The 17,665-nt window shown below is 60.2% G+C and carries 13 protein-coding genes and 2 pseudogenes; 7 read left to right on the top strand and 8 right to left on the bottom strand.

What is annotated here, in order from left to right; genetic code table 11:
- Nucleotides 1–26 precede the first annotated feature (26 nt).
- The 3 genes and pseudogenes from DBV10_RS03050 to DBV10_RS23360 form a co-directional block, all read right to left on the bottom strand.
- Entirely contained in the window at nucleotides 27–125 is a 99-nt protein-coding gene (locus tag DBV10_RS03050; RefSeq protein ID WP_233589789.1) for a helix-turn-helix domain-containing protein, read from the bottom strand.
- 539 nt (nucleotides 126–664) lie between these two features.
- A complete protein-coding gene (locus tag DBV10_RS22755) occupies nucleotides 665–3,604 on the bottom strand; it encodes an RHS repeat-associated core domain-containing protein (protein ID WP_158616797.1) in 2,940 nt (979 codons plus the stop codon).
- Between the two features lie 894 nt (nucleotides 3,605–4,498).
- Nucleotides 4,499–5,257: pseudogene (locus DBV10_RS23360) on the bottom strand (DUF6531 domain-containing protein); the annotation flags it as partial.
- Nucleotides 5,258–5,580: 323 nt separating this feature from the next.
- Here DBV10_RS23360 and DBV10_RS22830 point away from each other — a divergent pair.
- Nucleotides 5,581–5,718 (top strand): DUF1731 domain-containing protein, encoded by a 138-nt coding sequence (locus DBV10_RS22830; protein WP_199740025.1) that lies wholly within the window; start codon nucleotides 5,581–5,583, stop codon nucleotides 5,716–5,718.
- Between the two features lie 20 nt (nucleotides 5,719–5,738).
- On the opposite strand, the gene DBV10_RS03035 is transcribed toward DBV10_RS22830, so the two are convergent.
- Nucleotides 5,739–6,368 carry an NUDIX domain-containing protein gene (locus DBV10_RS03035; RefSeq protein ID WP_124510517.1) on the bottom strand — a complete coding sequence of 210 codons (630 nt, stop codon included), beginning with the start codon at nucleotides 6,366–6,368 and terminating at the stop codon, nucleotides 5,739–5,741.
- Between the two features lie 158 nt (nucleotides 6,369–6,526).
- Between DBV10_RS03035 and DBV10_RS03030 the strand changes: the two genes are divergently transcribed.
- Nucleotides 6,527–7,288 (top strand): DeoR/GlpR family DNA-binding transcription regulator, encoded by a 762-nt coding sequence (locus DBV10_RS03030; protein WP_124510515.1) that lies wholly within the window; start codon nucleotides 6,527–6,529, stop codon nucleotides 7,286–7,288.
- Nucleotides 7,289–7,322: 34 nt separating this feature from the next.
- Here DBV10_RS03030 and DBV10_RS03025 read toward each other — a convergent pair whose 3' ends face one another.
- Nucleotides 7,323–8,225 (bottom strand): LysR family transcriptional regulator, encoded by a 903-nt coding sequence (locus tag DBV10_RS03025; RefSeq protein WP_124510513.1) that lies wholly within the window; start codon nucleotides 8,223–8,225, stop codon nucleotides 7,323–7,325.
- 149 nt (nucleotides 8,226–8,374) lie between these two features.
- On the opposite strand from DBV10_RS03025, the gene DBV10_RS03020 reads away from it, so the two are divergent.
- Nucleotides 8,375–9,340, top strand: coding sequence for a DMT family transporter (locus tag DBV10_RS03020; protein WP_233589787.1), 966 nt, complete (start codon nucleotides 8,375–8,377; stop codon nucleotides 9,338–9,340).
- A gap of 127 nt (nucleotides 9,341–9,467) precedes the next feature.
- On the opposite strand, the gene DBV10_RS03015 is transcribed toward DBV10_RS03020, so the two are convergent.
- From DBV10_RS03015 to DBV10_RS03005, 3 genes are all read right to left on the bottom strand, one after another.
- Nucleotides 9,468–10,889, bottom strand: a complete 1,422-nt coding sequence (locus tag DBV10_RS03015; protein WP_124510511.1) for an aspartate kinase — start codon at nucleotides 10,887–10,889, stop codon at nucleotides 9,468–9,470.
- Between the two features lie 166 nt (nucleotides 10,890–11,055).
- A complete protein-coding gene (locus tag DBV10_RS03010) occupies nucleotides 11,056–12,249 on the bottom strand; it encodes a Fic family protein (protein WP_124510509.1) in 1,194 nt (397 codons plus the stop codon).
- A gap of 318 nt (nucleotides 12,250–12,567) precedes the next feature.
- Nucleotides 12,568–12,996, bottom strand: coding sequence for a hypothetical protein (locus DBV10_RS03005; RefSeq protein WP_233589786.1), 429 nt, complete (start codon nucleotides 12,994–12,996; stop codon nucleotides 12,568–12,570).
- A 122-nt stretch (nucleotides 12,997–13,118) separates the two neighbouring features.
- On the opposite strand from DBV10_RS03005, the gene DBV10_RS22750 reads away from it, so the two are divergent.
- The 4 genes and pseudogenes from DBV10_RS22750 to DBV10_RS02985 all read left to right on the top strand — a co-directional run.
- Nucleotides 13,119–13,304 carry a CopG family ribbon-helix-helix protein gene (locus DBV10_RS22750; RefSeq protein ID WP_158616796.1) on the top strand — a complete coding sequence of 62 codons (186 nt, stop codon included), beginning with the start codon at nucleotides 13,119–13,121 and terminating at the stop codon, nucleotides 13,302–13,304.
- Nucleotides 13,304–16,132 carry an SNF2-related protein gene (locus DBV10_RS02995; RefSeq protein ID WP_124510505.1) on the top strand — a complete coding sequence of 943 codons (2,829 nt, stop codon included), beginning with the start codon at nucleotides 13,304–13,306 and terminating at the stop codon, nucleotides 16,130–16,132. The genes DBV10_RS22750 and DBV10_RS02995 overlap by 1 nt, the downstream gene beginning before the upstream one ends.
- Nucleotides 16,129–17,418: an ATP-binding protein gene (locus DBV10_RS02990; protein ID WP_124510503.1), complete on the top strand. Its 1,290-nt coding sequence runs from the start codon at nucleotides 16,129–16,131 to the stop codon at nucleotides 17,416–17,418. The genes DBV10_RS02995 and DBV10_RS02990 overlap by 4 nt, the downstream gene beginning before the upstream one ends.
- Before the next feature lie 7 nt (nucleotides 17,419–17,425).
- Nucleotides 17,426–17,665 (top strand): annotated as a pseudogene (locus tag DBV10_RS02985) (hypothetical protein); the annotation flags it as partial.

Genomic DNA, 17,665 nt, shown 5'->3' with positions numbered 1-17,665 from the left:
CTGCCCCGCTGCGGGTGGGGCCAGGGTCAGCGCAGTCCCAGCCGGGTGAGCTTCTTGACCAGGCCCACGCGCGAGATGCCCAGGCGGCGGGCAGCTTCGGACTGGTTGCCGCCTGCGGCGGCCAGGATTGCGTGATCCGCCCCTGAGACGACTCTTCTACAGAAGGGTCCCTGAGTGTGAGCCTTTCGAGAAGAGGCTTCGGATCAAGAGGTAACCTATCGGCAAATCTGCGGAAGGTAGCTAGTCGGTGTGCCAGCGCACTTCCATTGCACCTCGTCAACCGAAGACGACGCCACGGGTGTCCACGTGAGCGTGACCGGTACACGTCCGCCGACAGCACTTGGGTCTGATCTCGTTGCTCGAACCCATACTTTGGCCACCACGTTGCCGCCCGGCTTTATCTCAAGAGATTCCAGTGTTTCCGGCTTGGCTGATCGAGGTGGCAACGGAAGCTTGTCGGCATCGTCGAGGCGGCGTGTCCCCTTGAAGTGCTTTTCCACAAGCTGTCTCGCCTCGTTCACGTCTACGCTAGTTGCTAAGAGGTCCATCATGTGATCAGGCGGAGGTCCATCCGGCTTGAAGACGAGAAACCACAGAGCCGCGCCGCCCACCAAAAGCAGGGCAAGTGTTGCAACAAGCGTCGTCCTGCGGCCCAAGAAAATATTTATCGTCGGCACATGCACTCCTCACGCATCTTCTCGAACGCTTTGAGGAGCGTGGGATGATTCATCAAGCGCGACAGCGCTGCATCATCGAATCGAGAGTGATCGGGTCCTGTTGTCCAAATGTCCGCAGTGCTCTGGTTGTAATGAAGAATTTCGTGCAGCAGCGTGATCAACATCCCTTGCGCATCACCGGGACTGAGGCACTTGAGGAACTGGTTATCCATTGTGATCCTTCTGGTGAATTTCGAGGTGTGAGCACGAGGATTCGGTGCAATCAGCGGGATGCGCATTAGTTCGTCAAAGCCAATGTCAGAGGGAAATTTCAAATCGGGAAAGGCCTTCTGCATGAGATCGATAGCGTTCAAGACGTCCTGCCGCGTAAGACCCCAAGGATCGATGTAGCGCAGCGGATTCCCCCCCACATAGGCAAATCTGTTGAATCCCCCATCCAACCCAATAGGATCCCCCTGCGTATATCGCCCCGTGCTCGGCGCATACGTCCTGAAGTAGTTGTAGTGGAGATTCGTCTCCTTGTCGAAGTATTGGCCGGGGTAGCGCAGGTTGAACATCACATCCGGAATGCTGGTCGTGCCCGTCGTCGGGTTGGTCGTCTCGCTCGTGAACCGCTTGGCCGCTGTGGTCGGCTGCTCATCCCCAAACGCACTGTAGGCCCACTGCCAGGCGACCCGGCCATTGGACTGTGTGAGCCTTCTGGGTGTGTTCAGGTGGTCGCTGTGCACGGCATACCGGCGCCCGTTGACTATCGCAGCGATCGGCATTGGCCCACTGGCCGTGGGCAGGTAGATGTATTGCGACGAGCCTGAAGTTGCTGCACTGCCTTCGCCGTACTCACCCAACAGGCTGCCGTCTTCGGCGTATACATAGGCCCAGCCCAGTTTCTCGGCGTCGCTGGTGGATGGGCTCCAGAGTTTGCTGAAGAAGTTCACCAGTTGCTGCATGAAGCCCTGCTCGGCATGGCTGCCTGCGGGCTCGTCGTCGTCAGCCAGCAGGTTGTTCAGGTTCTTGGTGCTGGCGGGTTTGCCTGCGGCGCTGTACAGCGGCTCGGTCTTGAACACGCGCTGGCCCAGGGCGTTGTGGGCGTACTTGGTTTTGGGGGCATCGGCCCCTTCGCCCGTGGTGGCGCTCTCCATGCGGCCCTGGCTGTCGTAGGCATAGCTGCGCAGGCCGTCGTGGGTAAGGTCGCCAGCGGCGTTGTATTGGTAGTTGATGCTGGTGGCGGCGCTGTTGCCGCCACTTTGTGCGGTTTGCTCAAAGCCCAGCAGGCGGTTATGGCCTGCGGCGGTATCGTAGGTGCGGCTTACGGTGCTTGTGGGAACCGTCCCCCCAGGGGTACTCGTCTGCACACTCGCAGTGCGGTTGCCATTGCTGTCGTACTGATAGGTGGCAGTGCGCACGCTGTCGCCCATCTGGGTGACGCGGCCCACGGGGTCGTACTGCACGGTCCAGTTGCGGGTTCCTTCCCGGATGGCTGTGCCTGCGGGATTGGTGTTGGCAGGCTCCCAGAGCTTCTGGCTCAGGCCGCTCATGCGCCCTGCACTGTTGTATTGGTAGCTGCTGAACTCGGTGGTGATGAGTTGGCCTGCACTGTCGTAGCTGCGGCTGGCCGGGACGGTGGTGGCGTCGTTGTCATCGGCAAAGCTCCAGCTCCAGTTCGTCGGCTGACCCAAAGGAGTCCAAGTGAGGTTGCTCACCAAGGGTTTGTCATTCCAGCTCAGGCTGACCAGTAGGCCGCTGGCGTCATAGTGGTGCCCCAGATTGCCGCTGGGGTAGCCCAGAACGTCCAGTTGCCCGCTTGCGGTGTAGCTATAGCGCACCCTGCGCACATCACCATTGGCCAGGGTCTGGGTTTTGAGGGTGACCCGGCCCCAGGGGTCGCGCCTGTAGGCCGTGGTGCCGCTGGCGTCCACAATTTCACTCAAGGAGCCTTTGCTGGCGTTGGGCTGGCCGCTGACGTTGTACGCCCCTCCACGCAGGTCGTAACGCAAGGTGATACTGGTGCCGCCCGGCTGGGTGACGAGCGTGGGGCGGCCCAGCAGGTCGCGTTCGATGTGGGTGGCCTGGCCCAGGGCATCGGTCACGGTGCTGGGCAGGCCCAGGACGTCGTACTGAGCACTTTGCAGACCAGTGTCGGGGCTGGTCTCGCTGGTGACGTTGCCCAGGGCGTCGCGGGCGTAGGTGGTGGCCACGCCTTTGAAGTCGCTGGCCTGGGTGACGGCGTCCAGGGCGTTGTAGCTCAGGGAGGCCGTGGCGTTGGCTGCGTTGGTGATGGTCTTGACGCGGCGCAGGGCGTCCAGGCCCAGCTGGGTGGATTCGTTGGCGCCGTTGGTGCCACGCACGGTGTCAGCGTTGGCGTCGAAACCCCAGGTGGTGGTCTGCTGACCGCCTACCGTAGTGCTCTCTACCAGATTCAGTCCGTTGATGCTTCGAGCCAGCAGCCAGGCCAGTTGGCCCTGGGCGTTGCGCACCTCTTCGCGGGTGCGGTTGCCCATGGCGTCCAGGGTGTAGCTGCCGGTGTGGCCCCGGTTGTCGCTCCAGCCGGTCAGGCGCTGGGCGGTGTCGTAGGTGTAGGTGATGGCATGGCCGTGCGACAGGGTGGCGGTGGCCACCTGGCCCGAGGGGCGGTAGGTGAGCGTGGTGAGCTGCCCTCCCCGGTTGGTGGTGAGCATGCGGCCCCGGGCGTCGTAGGTGTAGGTGGTGACGAGGCCGGTGGGGGCGGTGTGGGTGAGCACGCGGCCGGCTGCGTCGTGGGTGTAGGTGTCTACATGGCCCAGGGCATTGGTGACGGTGGTGAGGTTGCCTGCGCTGTCGTACTGGTAGCTGGTGACTGCGCCGTTGGGGGCTTTCTCGGTAGCGACCAGGCCCGAGGGGTGGTAGGTCCAGCTGGTGGTGCGAGAGCTACCACCGGATGTGGTATCCACAATGGTCTGAGTCAGGGGATTACCCAGAGTATCGTAGGTATAGCTGACAACCAGACCCTGTTCAGTGACCTTGACTGGCAGACGCCATTGAGGGTGCCAATCTACCTGAGCCGTTCTGGCTTCGGCTTTACCAACTGCGTCAGTGACCGTAACTGGGAGACGACGAGTCGTGTCCCATTGATAGGCGGTACTAGTACCCAAAAAGTCAGTTTCTACGTTGAGCAGTCCTTCCGCATTCATAGAGCGCGTCGAAACGCGTTGATACGTATCAGTTCTCGGACGATTTGAACTAACAAGGGTAGCCTCGCCATTTTTCGCAAGAAAAGAGTAAATCGATTCACTTCCAATCGGATTTCTAACCTTGACTGAGCCATCACCATTGTAAGAAATAACGTATTTCTCGACGTTCAATGGTTTGCTTGTAGTTGTGGCCCGGCCTTCAGAATCATAGAAGAAAGAATCCAGAAGATTTCCAGATGCATCAGTAACGGACGAGATCAAGCTAACATTGGTGTACGAATAGCCTTCCCCAGTCCCATCAGGATAGGTCACAAAGTCAATTTGCTCGCCATTGCTTCGATAGTTTACAACCTCTACTCCATTAGTCTTTATTGAAACTGATCCTGGGCTGCTTAAATAATCGAATGTGAGCGTCTTTCCGAAGGCATTTGTTACACTCTGAAGGTATCCATCGCTACTGTGCGTATAAACATATTTCCATCCATTTGGCAGTACGCGCTCCCGAATGATCCCGACACTGTTGTAGTTTGATGTTTCTTGTGTTTTCTCGTCAATGCGCTGCCAGCCGTTGGCGGTTTCCAATAGCTTGTCGTATCCATTTGTGTGATGCCACACACCGCCTGATTTTTCAAAGAAAAGTCCTTTTCCATTTTCATTGAAAACTCTAACGTAATTTGGACCCTCGGCGGTCCGCCCAATGATATTGAGTCTCTCCTCAAAATTATGCGTCCATGATCCCCATGTTCTTTCACTTGGGCGCCTGCTGCTCAAGTAAGTACGCTTAACTGTCAATGGGTGCGGCGCATGATCGACCCAATCTATTCTTTTCAAATATTTCTCGCCGGTTGGCAGAAAAACAGGATTGGGAGTGGATGCCTCATTTCTTGGGCAGCTTTGAGGTGGCGAGGGAGTTTTATTTTTTAGAACCAGGGGCCCCGCCCCTGCAGAGAGCGGCGATACACAATATATAACATCCCCCGTAAAAGTGCCCGCCACCGGATCAACAACAGGAGGCTGATTGGCATCGTCGGCCTTTTTTTGGCAAACTCCTCTGTCATTTTTTCGATATTTTTTATAATCTGCTCCGTATATATCCACTGCTAGGGATTGCCATTTATAAGAACCAACCTTGCCTGTTATGCTCAAATAGCTAGGACACCCCTCCTCAGAATAGTCAAAGGGAACATCCTCGGCGGAACTTGCATTCACATAATGAGCCAATATTAACGCCAGTCTTCCAAAACTTTCAGTATGCCCCCTGGTAGCAAAACTCCACAACTTGTCAGAGCACTTGCGGAGAATGGCAAAATAATTGCAATGCCAAATACAATATATTTTTTGGATTTCATATAAAATTTTCAAAAAACTTCCGCAGCTTAGCTTTTTCCAAATTTTGGAAAAGTAACAAATCATCTCCTTTCCCTCAAAAACAACAGGCCGCACCAGCCCAGATATATGGTGACCTCAAATTCTTATGACAGCACCTCAATCTCAAGATGACTTCGTCGTTTGCACGAGATAGCCAGCGGGCGACTGCGCTGGCGCGCAATCCGCGGCAGAGTCCGCAGGCTGATGCACGATGGGGCTGATCCGGCCGACCGTGACACTCAACGAAGTACAAGGCCCCATCTATGCCGTGTCGCAGCGCGGCTTTGTGCAGGCCCTGGCCGCATCGTTTGGGCAGCGCGTGTGGCTGGCCATGCCCGCCGCCCCCTTTGCGCTGGGCGCTGGGCGAGATGTCCACCCTGCTGCTGGACGGCCAGAACGTGGTGTCCCGGGCGGCACTGGCCCTGGGCTACCAGTTTGTGCACCCGGACCTGCCCGGTGCCTTGCGGGATCTTGCAGCTCCTCGCGCAGAGGCTGAGGGGCAGTGATGCGGTAGCCGGGTGACTGGCTACGGCGCCCAGCCCCACCCCAGCGCCACATGCTGCAGCAGCATGATGGTCTTGCCGTCCTGGATCATGCCGCTGGCAATGCCTGCCAGGGCCTCGGCCAGTGGCATTTCGATCACCTCGATGTCCTCGCCCTCCCCCACCAGGCCACCGCCGCTGCGGATGCGGTCGCTGGGCTCGTATTCGGCGATGAAGAAGTGCAGCTTCTCCGTCACCGAGCCCGGGCTCATGTAGGCTTCGAATACCTTGCGCGGCTGGCGCACGCGGTAGCCGGTTTCTTCCTCGGCCTCGCGGCGGATGCAGGTTTCGGGGTCGTCGCCGTCGAGCAGGCCCGCGCAGGTCTCGATCAGCAGACCGTCGGTGCAGCCGTTGAGGAAGGCGGGCAGCCGGAACTGGCGGGTGAGCACCACGGTGCCGCGGCGCGGGTCGAACAGCAGCAGCGCGGCGCCGTTGCCCCGGTCATAGGCCTCGCGGCTCAGCGTCTGCCATTGGCCGTCGCGCCTGCGCAGCGAGCAGGTGACTTTGCGCAGCACATACCAGTTGTCGGAGAGCACCTGCACATCCAGCAGCTTCACGTGCTCGGTGCGGGCATTCAGCTCGGCGATGGGGACATCGGGCACGGTGCGGGTCATGCAATGCCCCCTTCGGACTGGCTTGGGTGGCAACGCACGGCCGGCGCCAGCGCTAAGGCAGTGTGGTCTGGTGGTAAGTGCATGGTTTTGATAAATAGAATTTACGCAATATCATGCACAAACATGCAAATTCGTGCAATCACGCTTTATAGCCCCTCATGCTGACCACCCAACGCAAACAGCTCCTGCTCGACCGCCTGCGGCAGGACGGCCAGATCGTGGCCAAGGCCTTCAGTGAGGAACTGGGCATCTCGGAAGACACCGTGCGGCGCGACCTGCGCGAGCTGGCTGCCGAGGGGCTGCTGCTGCGCGTGCATGGCGGCGCCCTGCCCGCTTCGGCCGCTGTGGGCAACCTGCAGGCGCGCGAACAGCTGGCCCCCGAAGACAAGCGCGCCCTGGGCCGCGCCGGGGCCGCCCTGGTGCTGCCCGGCCAGGTGGTGATCCTGGACGGGGGCACCACGTCGCTGCAGGTGGTGCAGCACCTGCCGCTGGACTTGCGCGCCACCGTGGTCACCCACAGCCCGGCTGTGGCCGTGGCGCTGGCCGGGCACCTGCAGATCGAGGTGCTGGTGCTGGGCGGCCGGTTGTTCCGCCATTCCATGGTGAATGTGGGCGCGGGTGTGGTCGAGGCTGCCGCCCAGTTGCGGGCCGACCTGTACCTGATGGGCGTGACCGGCGTGCATGCCGAGGCCGGCCTGACCACGGGGGATTTCGAGGAAGCCGCCGTCAAGCGCGCCCTGCACCAGCGCGCGGCCGAGACGGTGGTGCTGGCCTCGCTCGACAAGCTGGGCGCTGTCTCGCCGTTCAGTGTGGCCCCTCTGCGAGAGTTGTCTGCACTGGTGGTGCCTGCTGCCACACCCAACGCCATGCGCAAAAAGCTGCAGGCGGGCGGCGTCCAGGTGCGCATCGCCGCCGCCTGAATCACCCTGCTGCCACCGGGGTGCCCAGTTCTGATCAGCCTGCAGGCCCCGCGCCCTGGCGCAGATGCGCCACCAGCGCCACCGCAAAACCCGACAGCACCGCCCCCTTGCGCACACAGATCTGCAGGTCGCGCTGCGCCCAGGGCTCGTCCAGCTCGACCACCTCGGGCGGTTCGCTCAACCCCGCCACCTGCAGGGCCGCCCCGCGCGGCACCAGGCCAATGCCCACGCCCGCACCCACCATGCGGCACACGGCCTCAAAGCTGCGCACCTGGATGCGCACGTCCAGGTGCCGCCCCAATGCGGCGGCGGCATTCATCGTGAAGGTGTGGATGGCCGAACCGGCGTGCAGCATCACAAAGGCATGGTCCAGCACCTCGGCAAAGCCCACACGCCCAAGTCCCGCGAGCCGATGGCCTGCGGGCACGATGAGCACCAGGCGGTCCTGCCGGTATGGCGCCAGTTCCACCCCCGCGCCGGTGCCGCTGTCTGCCAGCACGCCGACCTCGATCTCGCCACTCGCCACGGCCACCACGATCTCCGCGCTGGTGCGCTCTTCCAGGCTCACGCTGACCTGGGGATGCTGCTTGAGAAACCCCGCCAGGTCGTCGGGCAAAAAGGTGTGGGTGGCATGCGTATTGGCCCACAGGCTCACATGGCCGCGAATGCCGGTGGCAAACGGCGAGAGGTTGGCGTGCATCTGCTCGATGCTGGCCAGCACCTGGCGGGCGTTGCGCAGCAGGGCCTCGCCCGCGCGCGTGAGTGCCAGGCCCCGGGTCTGGCGCTCGAACAGCGTGGTGTTCAGTGCCTCCTCCAGCCGCCGCAGCCGGTGGCTGGCCGACGACGGCGCCAGGTAGGCACGCGCAGCGCCGCGTGTGAGGTTGCGCTCTTCGGCAATGGCGACAAAAAGGCGCAGGTCGGTGAGGTCGTAGTTCAAGGCGGGTTCCTTGCGTTCGTCAAAACCGAATGCATGGTTGCTGGATCAGCAATTGTGCCTTGCAACATACAAAGGCAGGATGCCAGCCATCCCGATAAAAAGCATGCAAATCGTTCGGTGCTGCCGTACGAGATGCTGTGACCTGACACATGCCCTGGAAAAACTGGTCCTCCGAACGCCTTGGTCTTGCCCTCGCCGTCCTGGCGGCGCTGGGCTTCTCCTTCAAAGCCATCTTTGTGAAGCTGGCCTATGCCGTGCCCCAGGCTGTGCCGGTGGATTCCGTCACCCTGCTGTGCCTGCGCATGGCGTTTTCTGTGCCCGTATTCGCCTGGGTGGGCTGGCGCGCCAGCCGCAATCTGGCCCCGCTGACCGGCCGCGACTGGCTGGCCATCACAGCCCTGGGCCTCCTGGGCTACTACGGCGCGAGCATCCTCGACTTCATCGGCCTGCAGTACATCACCGCCAGCCTGGAGCGGCTGATCTTGTTCACCTACCCCACGCTCACCATCCTGATTGGCGTGCTGTTCATGGGCAAACGCGCCTCGCGGCGCGAGCTGGGCGCTCTGCTGCTGTCCTACGCCGGCATTGGCCTGGCCTTTGCGCACGATCTGCATGTGGCGGGCGACACGCGGGCGGTGCTGATGGGCGCAGGCTTTGTGTTTGGCTCGGCCATCTCGTATGCGTTCTACCAGGCGGGCAGCGAGCCCGCCATCCGGCGCATGGGCGCAGCCCGCTTCACGGCACTGGCGATGCTGGTCTCGACCGGCGCCACGCTGCTGCACTTTGCGGTGTCGCAGCCTGTGGGGGCGCTGGTGCAACCCGCCCCGGTCTACCTGCATGCCCTGGGCATGGCCATCTTCTCGACCGTGCTGCCGGTGTTCATGACGTCGGCTGCCATCCGCCGCATCGGCGCCTCCAAGACGGCACTCATCGGCACGCTCGGCCCCATCCTCACCATCTTTTTTGGTGCCTGGCTGCTGGGCGAGCCGTTGTCCGCCTGGCAACTGGGGGGTGCCGCCCTGGTGCTCGCGGGGGTCCTGCTGATCAGCAAAATCAGCATTCAGGCAGGCTTCTTGCGCCTGATGGACAAGACTTTATTGCTATACAAAAAGTAGCAAATCTTCCATCCGGCCCCTGCCCAATCATCCCCATCGCCCGTTCAACCCACCTCTGGCACGCAGCAGGGGCGCAAAAAAGCCCGCACAGGGCGGGCTCTGCAGGCCGGACGCGAGACCCTTTTGCTCAGGCGCGCGGAACGGGTGCGCCGGAGTTCACGCACAGCGCCATGTTCAGTGCCTTGATCGCGGTCTTGTAGTCCTCGCGCTCGATCACGAACTGCATGTTCACCTGGCGCAGCGTCTGCGAGACGCAGTTCACGTTGACCTGGGCATCGGCCAGTGCCTGCGCGGCCTTGGCCAGCACGCCGGGAATGCCGATGTTGGAGCCGATGGTGCACACGATCGCGCTGGGCTTGATCGTCACGACCTGGTAGTCCTCCTGCAGCTGTGCCACCAGCTCGGGCGTGACCTGGCTGTCCCACACCAGGTGCGCGATCGAGTTGGCGTTGGTCGCCTTCAGGATGTAGCTCACATCGTGCTTGCAGAACACATTCATCAGGCCCGCATCGAACCCCACGGTTCCCACCATGCTGGGGTCGTGGATCTCGATCAGCGTGACCTTGTCGGTGCCGGTCACGATCTCCACGCGCGCGCGCTCGCCCACGAAGTCCTTGGTGATGAGCGTGCCAGGGTGGTCGGGCTCAAACGTGTTCTTCAGGCGGATCGGGATGCCGGCCAGCTCCATCGGCTTGGCGGCCTTGGGGTGGATGGCTTCCATGCCCACGTCGGCCAGCTGGTCGGCCACGTCGTAGTTGGTGGCGCCCACCACGATGGCGTTTTCCAGGCCCACCAGGTTGGGGTCGGCAGACGACAGGTGGAATTCCTTGTGGATCACGGCCTCGGCGGGGCGCACTTCCACGGCGATCTTGCTGAACGTGACTTCGGAATAGCCCCGGTCAAACTCGCGCATGATGCCTTCGGTGCCCTTGGTGTAGCCCGTGGCCACGATCACGCTGTTGACCAGGTCCAGGTCCTTGAAGCTCTGTGCAATGCGCTCGTCAATCGTCCAGGCTTCGTTGTCATCAAACCCGGCCAGATCCATCAGCACGGCCTTCACGCCATTGGCCTTGAGGATTTCCACCGAGTTGAACGCGCTGTGCGATTCGCCGATGGAGGCCAGCACCTCACGCGCGGCCAGCAACACATCGTGGCGGCTCAGGTAACCGCTGGCGAGCACATGCTGCATGGCGCCCAGGTACTCGCGCGCCTGGCCAATGCGCTGGTCGATGAAGGCATCGGCCACATCCAGCGGCAGGCCCAGGTCGGCGTAGCCTGCGTTGAGCTTTTTCAGGCTGGTGGCCAAGCCCGTCAAGGCATCCTGGTACCCCTTGCCTTCCGCGAACAGGGCATAGATGCCGCGCTCGCCCGTCTTCTTGTGCTCCAGCAGCTGGTTCGTCACGCCCGAGTAGGCCGACACCACGTAAATGCGGCCATAAATGCGCTTGGGATCGTGCAGCATGATGTGGCGCAGCACATCGCCAAAGGCGGTCATGGAAGTGCCGCCGATCTTCTCGACAGAGATCTTGGAGTTTTGAACGTCTTGCATGGACTGACAGGCTCAGGGGAGCAAACAAGTGGATAAGCCGGGCGGAAGTGCTGCCCCAGAGCGCGCGGCAGCAAACCCGGTATTTTCCACTACTTCTGTCGGGGCACTTTGACGCGGGCCTGAAGGACAGCGCCTCAGCATGAACAGGTTCGAAGGCCCACGCGGTTTACCGGGCCATTACGTCTGCCTCGGCCTCCGGCCACAACCTGGGAAACAAAAAGCGCAGCGCGTGCTGCGGCAGTCCAAACCGCACCTTGCCCTGCGGCGAATCGGACATGAGCAGTCCGCGCCGCACCAGGGCACCCAGCGCATCGGTGGCGCCCCGGTCGCTCATGCCCAGCATGGACTTGAAGTCGCCGCGCGCCATCTCTTCGCCGCTTAAAAACAGGTAGTGCAACCCGCGCAGCGACTCTTGCCGCACGCCCGATTTTTCTACCGTGGCTTCAAACACCAGGCAGGCTTCGATGCGGGCCTTCAAGGTTTTGAAGTCCAGCATGTCGGCCATGAAGCCCACCTGGTCCTGGCACACACCGAGCACATAGTCGGCCCAGGCGACCAGAGCCTGCTCACTCAGGTTGCCGCGCCCATCCAGGTCGCCCCGGCGCGCGCTGTCGGCATCAGCCAGCAGCGCGTAATACTGCTCGGTGCTGCGTGCAAAGCCCCGCAGCGGCGACCACAGCCCCCCGGTGTAGCCCAGCGCACTCAGCAGCGTGTGCGTGTGCAGCCGCATGACACGCCCATTGCCATCCACAAACGGGTGCACCCAGCCCAGGCGCTGGTGCGCGCACGCCATGGCCACCAGCGCGGCTTCGCCGCGGCGCACGCTGCTGTAGCAAGATGCCCATCGCGCAAGAAACTGCGGCACGCTGGACCACGCAGGCGCCACATGCTGACCCACCTGCACTTCACGCTGGCGTAAGACGCCGGGGACAATGGGCTCGTTCTCCGCCGTCACCAGATCCGCGCCCGGCAAGCGGCCAAACAACGCGCCATGCAGCACCTGCACCGCGTCCACTGAATACAAGGCCCGCGCGCCCTCCAGTCCGGCATAGCGCTGCTCCAGCGCCTGCTCTGCCTCAATGTGCGCCACGGCCAGCCGCTGCTTGGCAGCGAGCACGGCATCTTGCGAAAAATCTTGGCGCAGCGCCTGCTCAATCTCGTGCGGGCGGGTGTGCTGGCCCTCGATGCGGTTGGTGTAGTAGGAGTTCATGCTGCGCAGCAAGGTGCGCAACTCGGGCGGCACCCGGGTGCCTGCGAGCAATGTGGCGGAGCGGGACAGGTCGTGCGCCTTGGTCAGCAAAGGCTCCATCCGCGCATCGGATGGAAGCAAGGGCTCGAACTGATGGGGCGAGGCATACATGACCTTATTTTGCCAACTTTTCGACAATTGCAAATATTTGATTTGATTAAATATTTCTCAATTTATGCCAAGAATTTGGCCAACATTTAAGCCAACTAGAATTACCGCCACGCACCCCATCAAAACAACGCGGCATAGCCAAAGAAAAGCCGCGCAGCCCTTTCGGAATCTGCGCGGCCAGCTACTGAATCAGTAGCAAAATCGAAGGAGGGTCAGTTCAAACTCACCTCTTCCGCGGCGGTACGTCCGTGCAGCTGCCATGCGCAATCTCCGCCGCCATGCTGATGGGCCGTAGCCCTCTGGCGTCAATCTCTGGCATCAATAGTTCTTGGCCTGCCCCTGCGCCAGCAGGTCAAACACAATCCGCGCAAAGTTGGCGGCTTTGCCTGGGTCGGCCAGCAACTGCATCATCTGGTTCTGGTGGGCTTCACTGCTGTCCATGATGGCGTCGTCAATCGCCCTGGAGAAGTCGCCCGGCATGGCCTGTTCTGGCAAGTTGTTCTCGATCTGCTTCATCACCTTGGCGTTCTCGCCCACCTTGTCGCGGATGGTGTAGGCGTAGTTCACCATGTCCTTGTCGGTGAGTTGGTCGGTCACAAACACCTCGTTCAAGCGTTGGATGATCTGCGACAGAAACTCTTCCTTCTTGTCCTGCGGCTTGGCTGTGCCCAGACCTTCGCCGGGCACCAGCTTGTACTCCGCACTGTTTTCTTTCAGCACCAGATCCTGCTGGCGTATCTTGGCCACGCGGTAGTGGCTCGTCGGGCATGAAGGGCAGGCGCACGGTCTGGCTGCCGGCGGCGATGATGGCGCGCTTGAGGCAAAAGACACCGAATAGAATGATGAAGAGTGATTCAAAGAGATTAAAAATGAAGGCCATTCGCACCACCATATCTCTTCCACCTGAACAACTTCAACGGTTACAAGAAATGGCTGACCAGTACGGCCTCTCCTTAGCGTGGATCGTTCGCCAAGCCGTCAACGAATTTCTTGACCGCACGGAAAAGCGTGGGCAGTTTCACCCCCTTACATCCACCGAAAAGGCAAAAGGCTGATGTACACACGCTACCAGTGTGGCTACCTCGCCCACTCGCTGTCACTCGATGGCGTGGCGGAAGATGCGCTGACCCAAACCATTGCCGGAGCCAAGGTGGATATGAACCCGCATCAAGTGGATGCGGCGCTATTCGCACTGGCTTCGCCACTTTCCAGTGGCGTGATACTGGCGGACGAGGTCGGCCTCGGTAAAACCATCGAAGCAAGCTTGGTGCTCGCCCAGAAATGGGCGGAACATAAACGGCATCTGCTGCTGGTCGTACCCGCTACTTTACGCAAGCAGTGGAGTCAGGAATTAGTTGAGAAATTTTCGCTGCCCTCGAAAATTCTCGAAGCTCGCAACTTCAAGGAAGCCCAGGCCGGTGGTGTACCCAACCCCTTTCTGACCGAAGTTGCCTTTGGCGAATCAGCCGTAGTCATTTGTTCCTACGAATTCGCCTCGCGCAAACAAGCCGAACTTGCGGCAGTACCTTGGGATCTCGTGGTGTTCGACGAGGCTCACAAACTACGCAACTTTTACCGTGGGGAAAGTGCCAAGATCGCCAGCCGACTGGATGCGGCACTCAAAGGCCGAACGAAGCTCCTACTCTCCGCTACGCCGCTGCAAAACAATCTGCAAGAACTCTATGGCCTGATTTCCATCATTGACCCTCATTTCTTTGGCAGTCTCGATGCGTTCAAGGCGCGCTACTGCCGCCCGAAGCTTGAGGCCGCCGAATTTGAGCATTTGCGGGAGCGGCTAAAAACCGTTTGCAAGCGCACCTTGCGGCGGCAAGTACAGGAAACCGGGGGTATCAAATTTACCCGCCGCTATTCGATGACCGAGGACTTTCGCCCCTCCGACGCCGAGCTGACCCTTTACAAAGAGGTCTCCGATTACTTGCAGCGCGACGATCTACTGTCGATAAAACCTGGCGCCCGGCATTTGGTAACGCTGGTCATCCGCAAAATACTAGCGTCCTCATCCTTCGCAATCCAGGGCACGCTCTCCACCATGATCGAGCGACTGGAAAAGAAACTTTCTTTTGCTGATGCACTGGAAGACTACGATGCCCTCTCCGATCTGACCGACGAGGAAGGCAGTGAAGAGGAGGACGATGCGGACCCCATCAGCCTTGCAGCCGAGATCGATCAACTGAAGAACTTCCTCAGTTTGGCGGAGCACATTGCCCAGGACGCCAAAGCGGACGCATTGTTGAGTGTGCTTGGCAAAGCTTTCGACTTTGCCGAACGCCTCGGTGGCAAACGCAAGGCCGTCATCTTCACCGAGTCCGTCCGAACGCAATCCAAGCTCAAGCAATTGCTCGCCGGCAACGGCTACACCGACAAAATAGCCATTCTCAATGGCAGCAATGCTGACCCTGACTCTCGGCGCATCCTCCAGGATTGGCTCAAGCGGCACGAGGGCTCTGGGCGCATCTCCGGTGCAAAAACGGCAGACATGAAGGCTGCGCTGGTGGACCATTTCCGGGAGTCTGCGGAAATTCTTATCTGCACCGAAGCAGGTGCCGAAGGTATCAACCTCCAGTTCTGCTCGTTGCTCATCAACTACGACCTGCCCTGGAATCCGCAACGGGTTGAGCAACGCATCGGTCGAGTACATCGTTATGGTCAAAAACACGATGTGGTGGTCGTCAACTTCATCAACAAGGGCAACCGGGCCGATGAACGAGTTTTCGAATTACTGAGCGAGAAGTTCCAATTGTTCGAGGGCGTCTTCGGCGCCTCCGATGAGATTCTGGGCACCATTGAATCCGGTGTGGACATCGAGCGACGTATTCACGACATTTACCAGCGCTGCCGCAACGACGCCCAAATCGACGAAGAGTTCAACCAGCTACAGGCAACCTTCAAAACCGAGATCGAGGCGCGGACACAAGAGACCCGGCGCTCTCTGTTGGAAAATTTCGATGTAGACGTTGTTAAGCGCCTCAACGTAAGACGGGATAAAACCGAACAGCACCTCAGCGAGTACCAGGAGCGACTGCTCATGCTCGCCCGCATGATGCTCCCCGATGCGCCGTTCGAGGCGCATCGCATTCAGCACGAATCCCACTGGTATGACGTTCGCTGGCAAGAGGCAGAAGATACCCAAGCCCGCTTCTTACGCCCCAACGAAGGGCTAGGGGCCGACCTGATCGCTAAGGCCAAGCAATCCCTGATAGGCCTACCGATGGCCACGCTGGAATTTGACTTGAGCCATGCTGACAGCGGCCAGCACTCGTGGCTACAGCACTTTGCCGGGCAAACGGGTGAACTGGTCGTGGAAAAGCTCTCCCTCGCCACGGCAAACCGCAGCATCGAACATCTCTTAGTCGCTGCCCGTAGCGACGCAGGAGAAGTGTTGGACACCGCGTCCGCTGAACGCCTGCTAACACTTCCCGCGCATGTCCAATCCGAAGAAAGCGAACCGCTAACAGAATCTGCTCTGGCACAGCAGTTGACAGAGCAAGAAGCCCAACAGATGCAAGCTGCCGAGCATCTCAATGAAGGCTACTTTGCAAAAGAAACGGAGAAACTCGAAAGCTGGGCCGAGGATAGGCGCATCGCGCTCGATATCCGCATTCGACAACTTGATCAGCAGATCAAAGAAGCCCGCAAGGCGGCCCGACAACTCCCTTCGTTGCAAGAAAAGCTCAGTGCAAAACGGGCACTCAAACAGTTAGAACAAACCCGAGACCGCCTGATGCTTGACTACCACGAAGAGAAGAAACAAATTGACGCCGAAGAAGACCGCCTGCTCACCGCCATCGAAGCAGCCCTGCAAATCACACCGCAGCGCCAACGCCTCTTTGCCATCCGCTGGCGCCTGAAAGAAAGACCATGATTGCCACCACCGACCTCGTGCGCGAACTCCTCTACCAGATTCGTCTGGGTGAAGACTCCGCCTATGAATTCAAAAGCATCAGCCTCAAGGGCAACAAGGTCGAAACCCCACACAGAGATAGCGTTGCCGACGAACTCGCCGCCTTCGCCAATGCGCGCGGCGGCATTCTGGTGCTGGGCGTAGCCGACAAGACGCGGGAAGTTGAAGGCATTGCCTTAGCCGACCTCGACAACGTGGACCAATGGCTGACAAATATCGCCACCCAGGCCATCGATCCACCGCTGCCCATCGAAACCCGGTTGGTTGAAATCCCTAATCGCCAGGGTGAACCTAAACCCATCGTCTGGGTGCGCGTTGACAAGAGCGTTTTCGTCCACCGCAGCCCCCACGGTTATTTTCATCGTGTTGGCTCAACCAAGCGGGAAATGTCGCCAGAACTCCTGGCACGCATGTTCCAACAGCGCAGCATGGTGCGCTTGATCCGCTTTGATGAACAACTGGTGCCCCAGGCCACACTGGACGCCATCGCCCCGGAGCTCAAGGCGCGTTTTCTGCGCGGCGATTCCGCAGGCGACGTCAGCGAGCGTAGCCAGTTACAAAAACTCTACCTAACCGCCGAAGACGAAGGCGGCGAACAACGCCTGACCGTCTGTGGGGTGTTGCTGCTCACCACTCGCCCGGCAGAATTTCTCTCGTCCGCCTACATCCAGTGCGTCGCCTATTCCGGTGTCGAGCGCAATGCCGAATACCAAGTGGACGCCCAAGACTGCGACGGCCCGGTTGATGATCAGATTCGCCTGGCCTTCAATTTCGTCAAACGCAATATGCGGGTCGAAGCCGTCAAACGTCCCGGCCGCATCGACATACCCCAATACGACTTGGCCGCTGTCTTCGAGTCCGTTGTCAACGCCGTCGCCCATAGGGACTATGCCTTGCACGGCGCCCGTATCCGCCTGCACATGTTTGCCGACCGCTTGGAACTCTCCACCCCAGGTGGTCTTCCCAACAGCCTGACCATCGCCAGCATGGAGGCGAACAGCATCACCCGCAACGAAACCCTGGTGAACCTGCTGTCCCGCTACTACCCGGCCGACCCCATCAGCAAGCGGCAAAATTTAATCGAGCGACGCGGCGAAGGCGTCCCCACCATTCTTACCGCCAGCGAACGCTTGTCGCTACGCCGCCCGCTCTACGAACAGATCGACCACACCGAACTCAAGCTCACCATCTACGCCGCCAGTCGCGAGAAAAACGGCCTGCTGGCACAGTTCAGCGAAGAAGAATAAATCCCCGATGAACTCAAAAATCAAACTCGAACTCACCTGGCCCGGCAAACAAAAGCGCCCCCGACTCGAACCACGCATCCTGCTGGAAGACAAAACACTGTCGCACCACGCAGTGTCGCGCGCCGTGCCAGATTTGGTCGAGCAAGCAACCGCCGGGTCTGCGCCCACGCCCTTTGACGACAACTTATTGATCCAGGGCGACAACCTGCTGGCCCTAAAGGCCTTGGAGTGTTGGTGCCGATGCAAT

The sequence above is a fragment of the Acidovorax sp. FJL06 genome, assembly GCF_003852545.1.
Taxonomy (GTDB): Bacteria; Pseudomonadota; Gammaproteobacteria; order Burkholderiales; family Burkholderiaceae_C; genus Acidovorax.
This window is presented reverse-complemented; position numbering and strand designations above follow the sequence as displayed.

Excerpts from the sequence above, each read along its gene's own strand:
- DBV10_RS03020 (WP_233589787.1), top strand. The coding sequence starts at position 8,375 with ATGCCCTGGAAAAACTGGTCCTCCGAACGCCTTGGTCTTGCCCTCGCC.
- DBV10_RS22830 (WP_199740025.1), top strand. The coding sequence starts at position 5,581 with ATGTCCACCCTGCTGCTGGACGGCCAGAACGTGGTGTCCCGGGCGGCA.
- DBV10_RS03015 (WP_124510511.1), bottom strand. The coding sequence starts at position 10,889 with ATGCAAGACGTTCAAAACTCCAAGATCTCTGTCGAGAAGATCGGCGGC.
- DBV10_RS02995 (WP_124510505.1), top strand. The coding sequence starts at position 13,304 with ATGTACACACGCTACCAGTGTGGCTACCTCGCCCACTCGCTGTCACTC.
- DBV10_RS02990 (WP_124510503.1), top strand. The coding sequence starts at position 16,129 with ATGATTGCCACCACCGACCTCGTGCGCGAACTCCTCTACCAGATTCGT.
- DBV10_RS03035 (WP_124510517.1), bottom strand. The coding sequence starts at position 6,368 with ATGACCCGCACCGTGCCCGATGTCCCCATCGCCGAGCTGAATGCCCGC.
- DBV10_RS03010 (WP_124510509.1), bottom strand. The coding sequence starts at position 12,249 with ATGTATGCCTCGCCCCATCAGTTCGAGCCCTTGCTTCCATCCGATGCG.
- DBV10_RS22750 (WP_158616796.1), top strand. The coding sequence starts at position 13,119 with ATGAAGGCCATTCGCACCACCATATCTCTTCCACCTGAACAACTTCAA.
- DBV10_RS03030 (WP_124510515.1), top strand. The coding sequence starts at position 6,527 with ATGCTGACCACCCAACGCAAACAGCTCCTGCTCGACCGCCTGCGGCAG.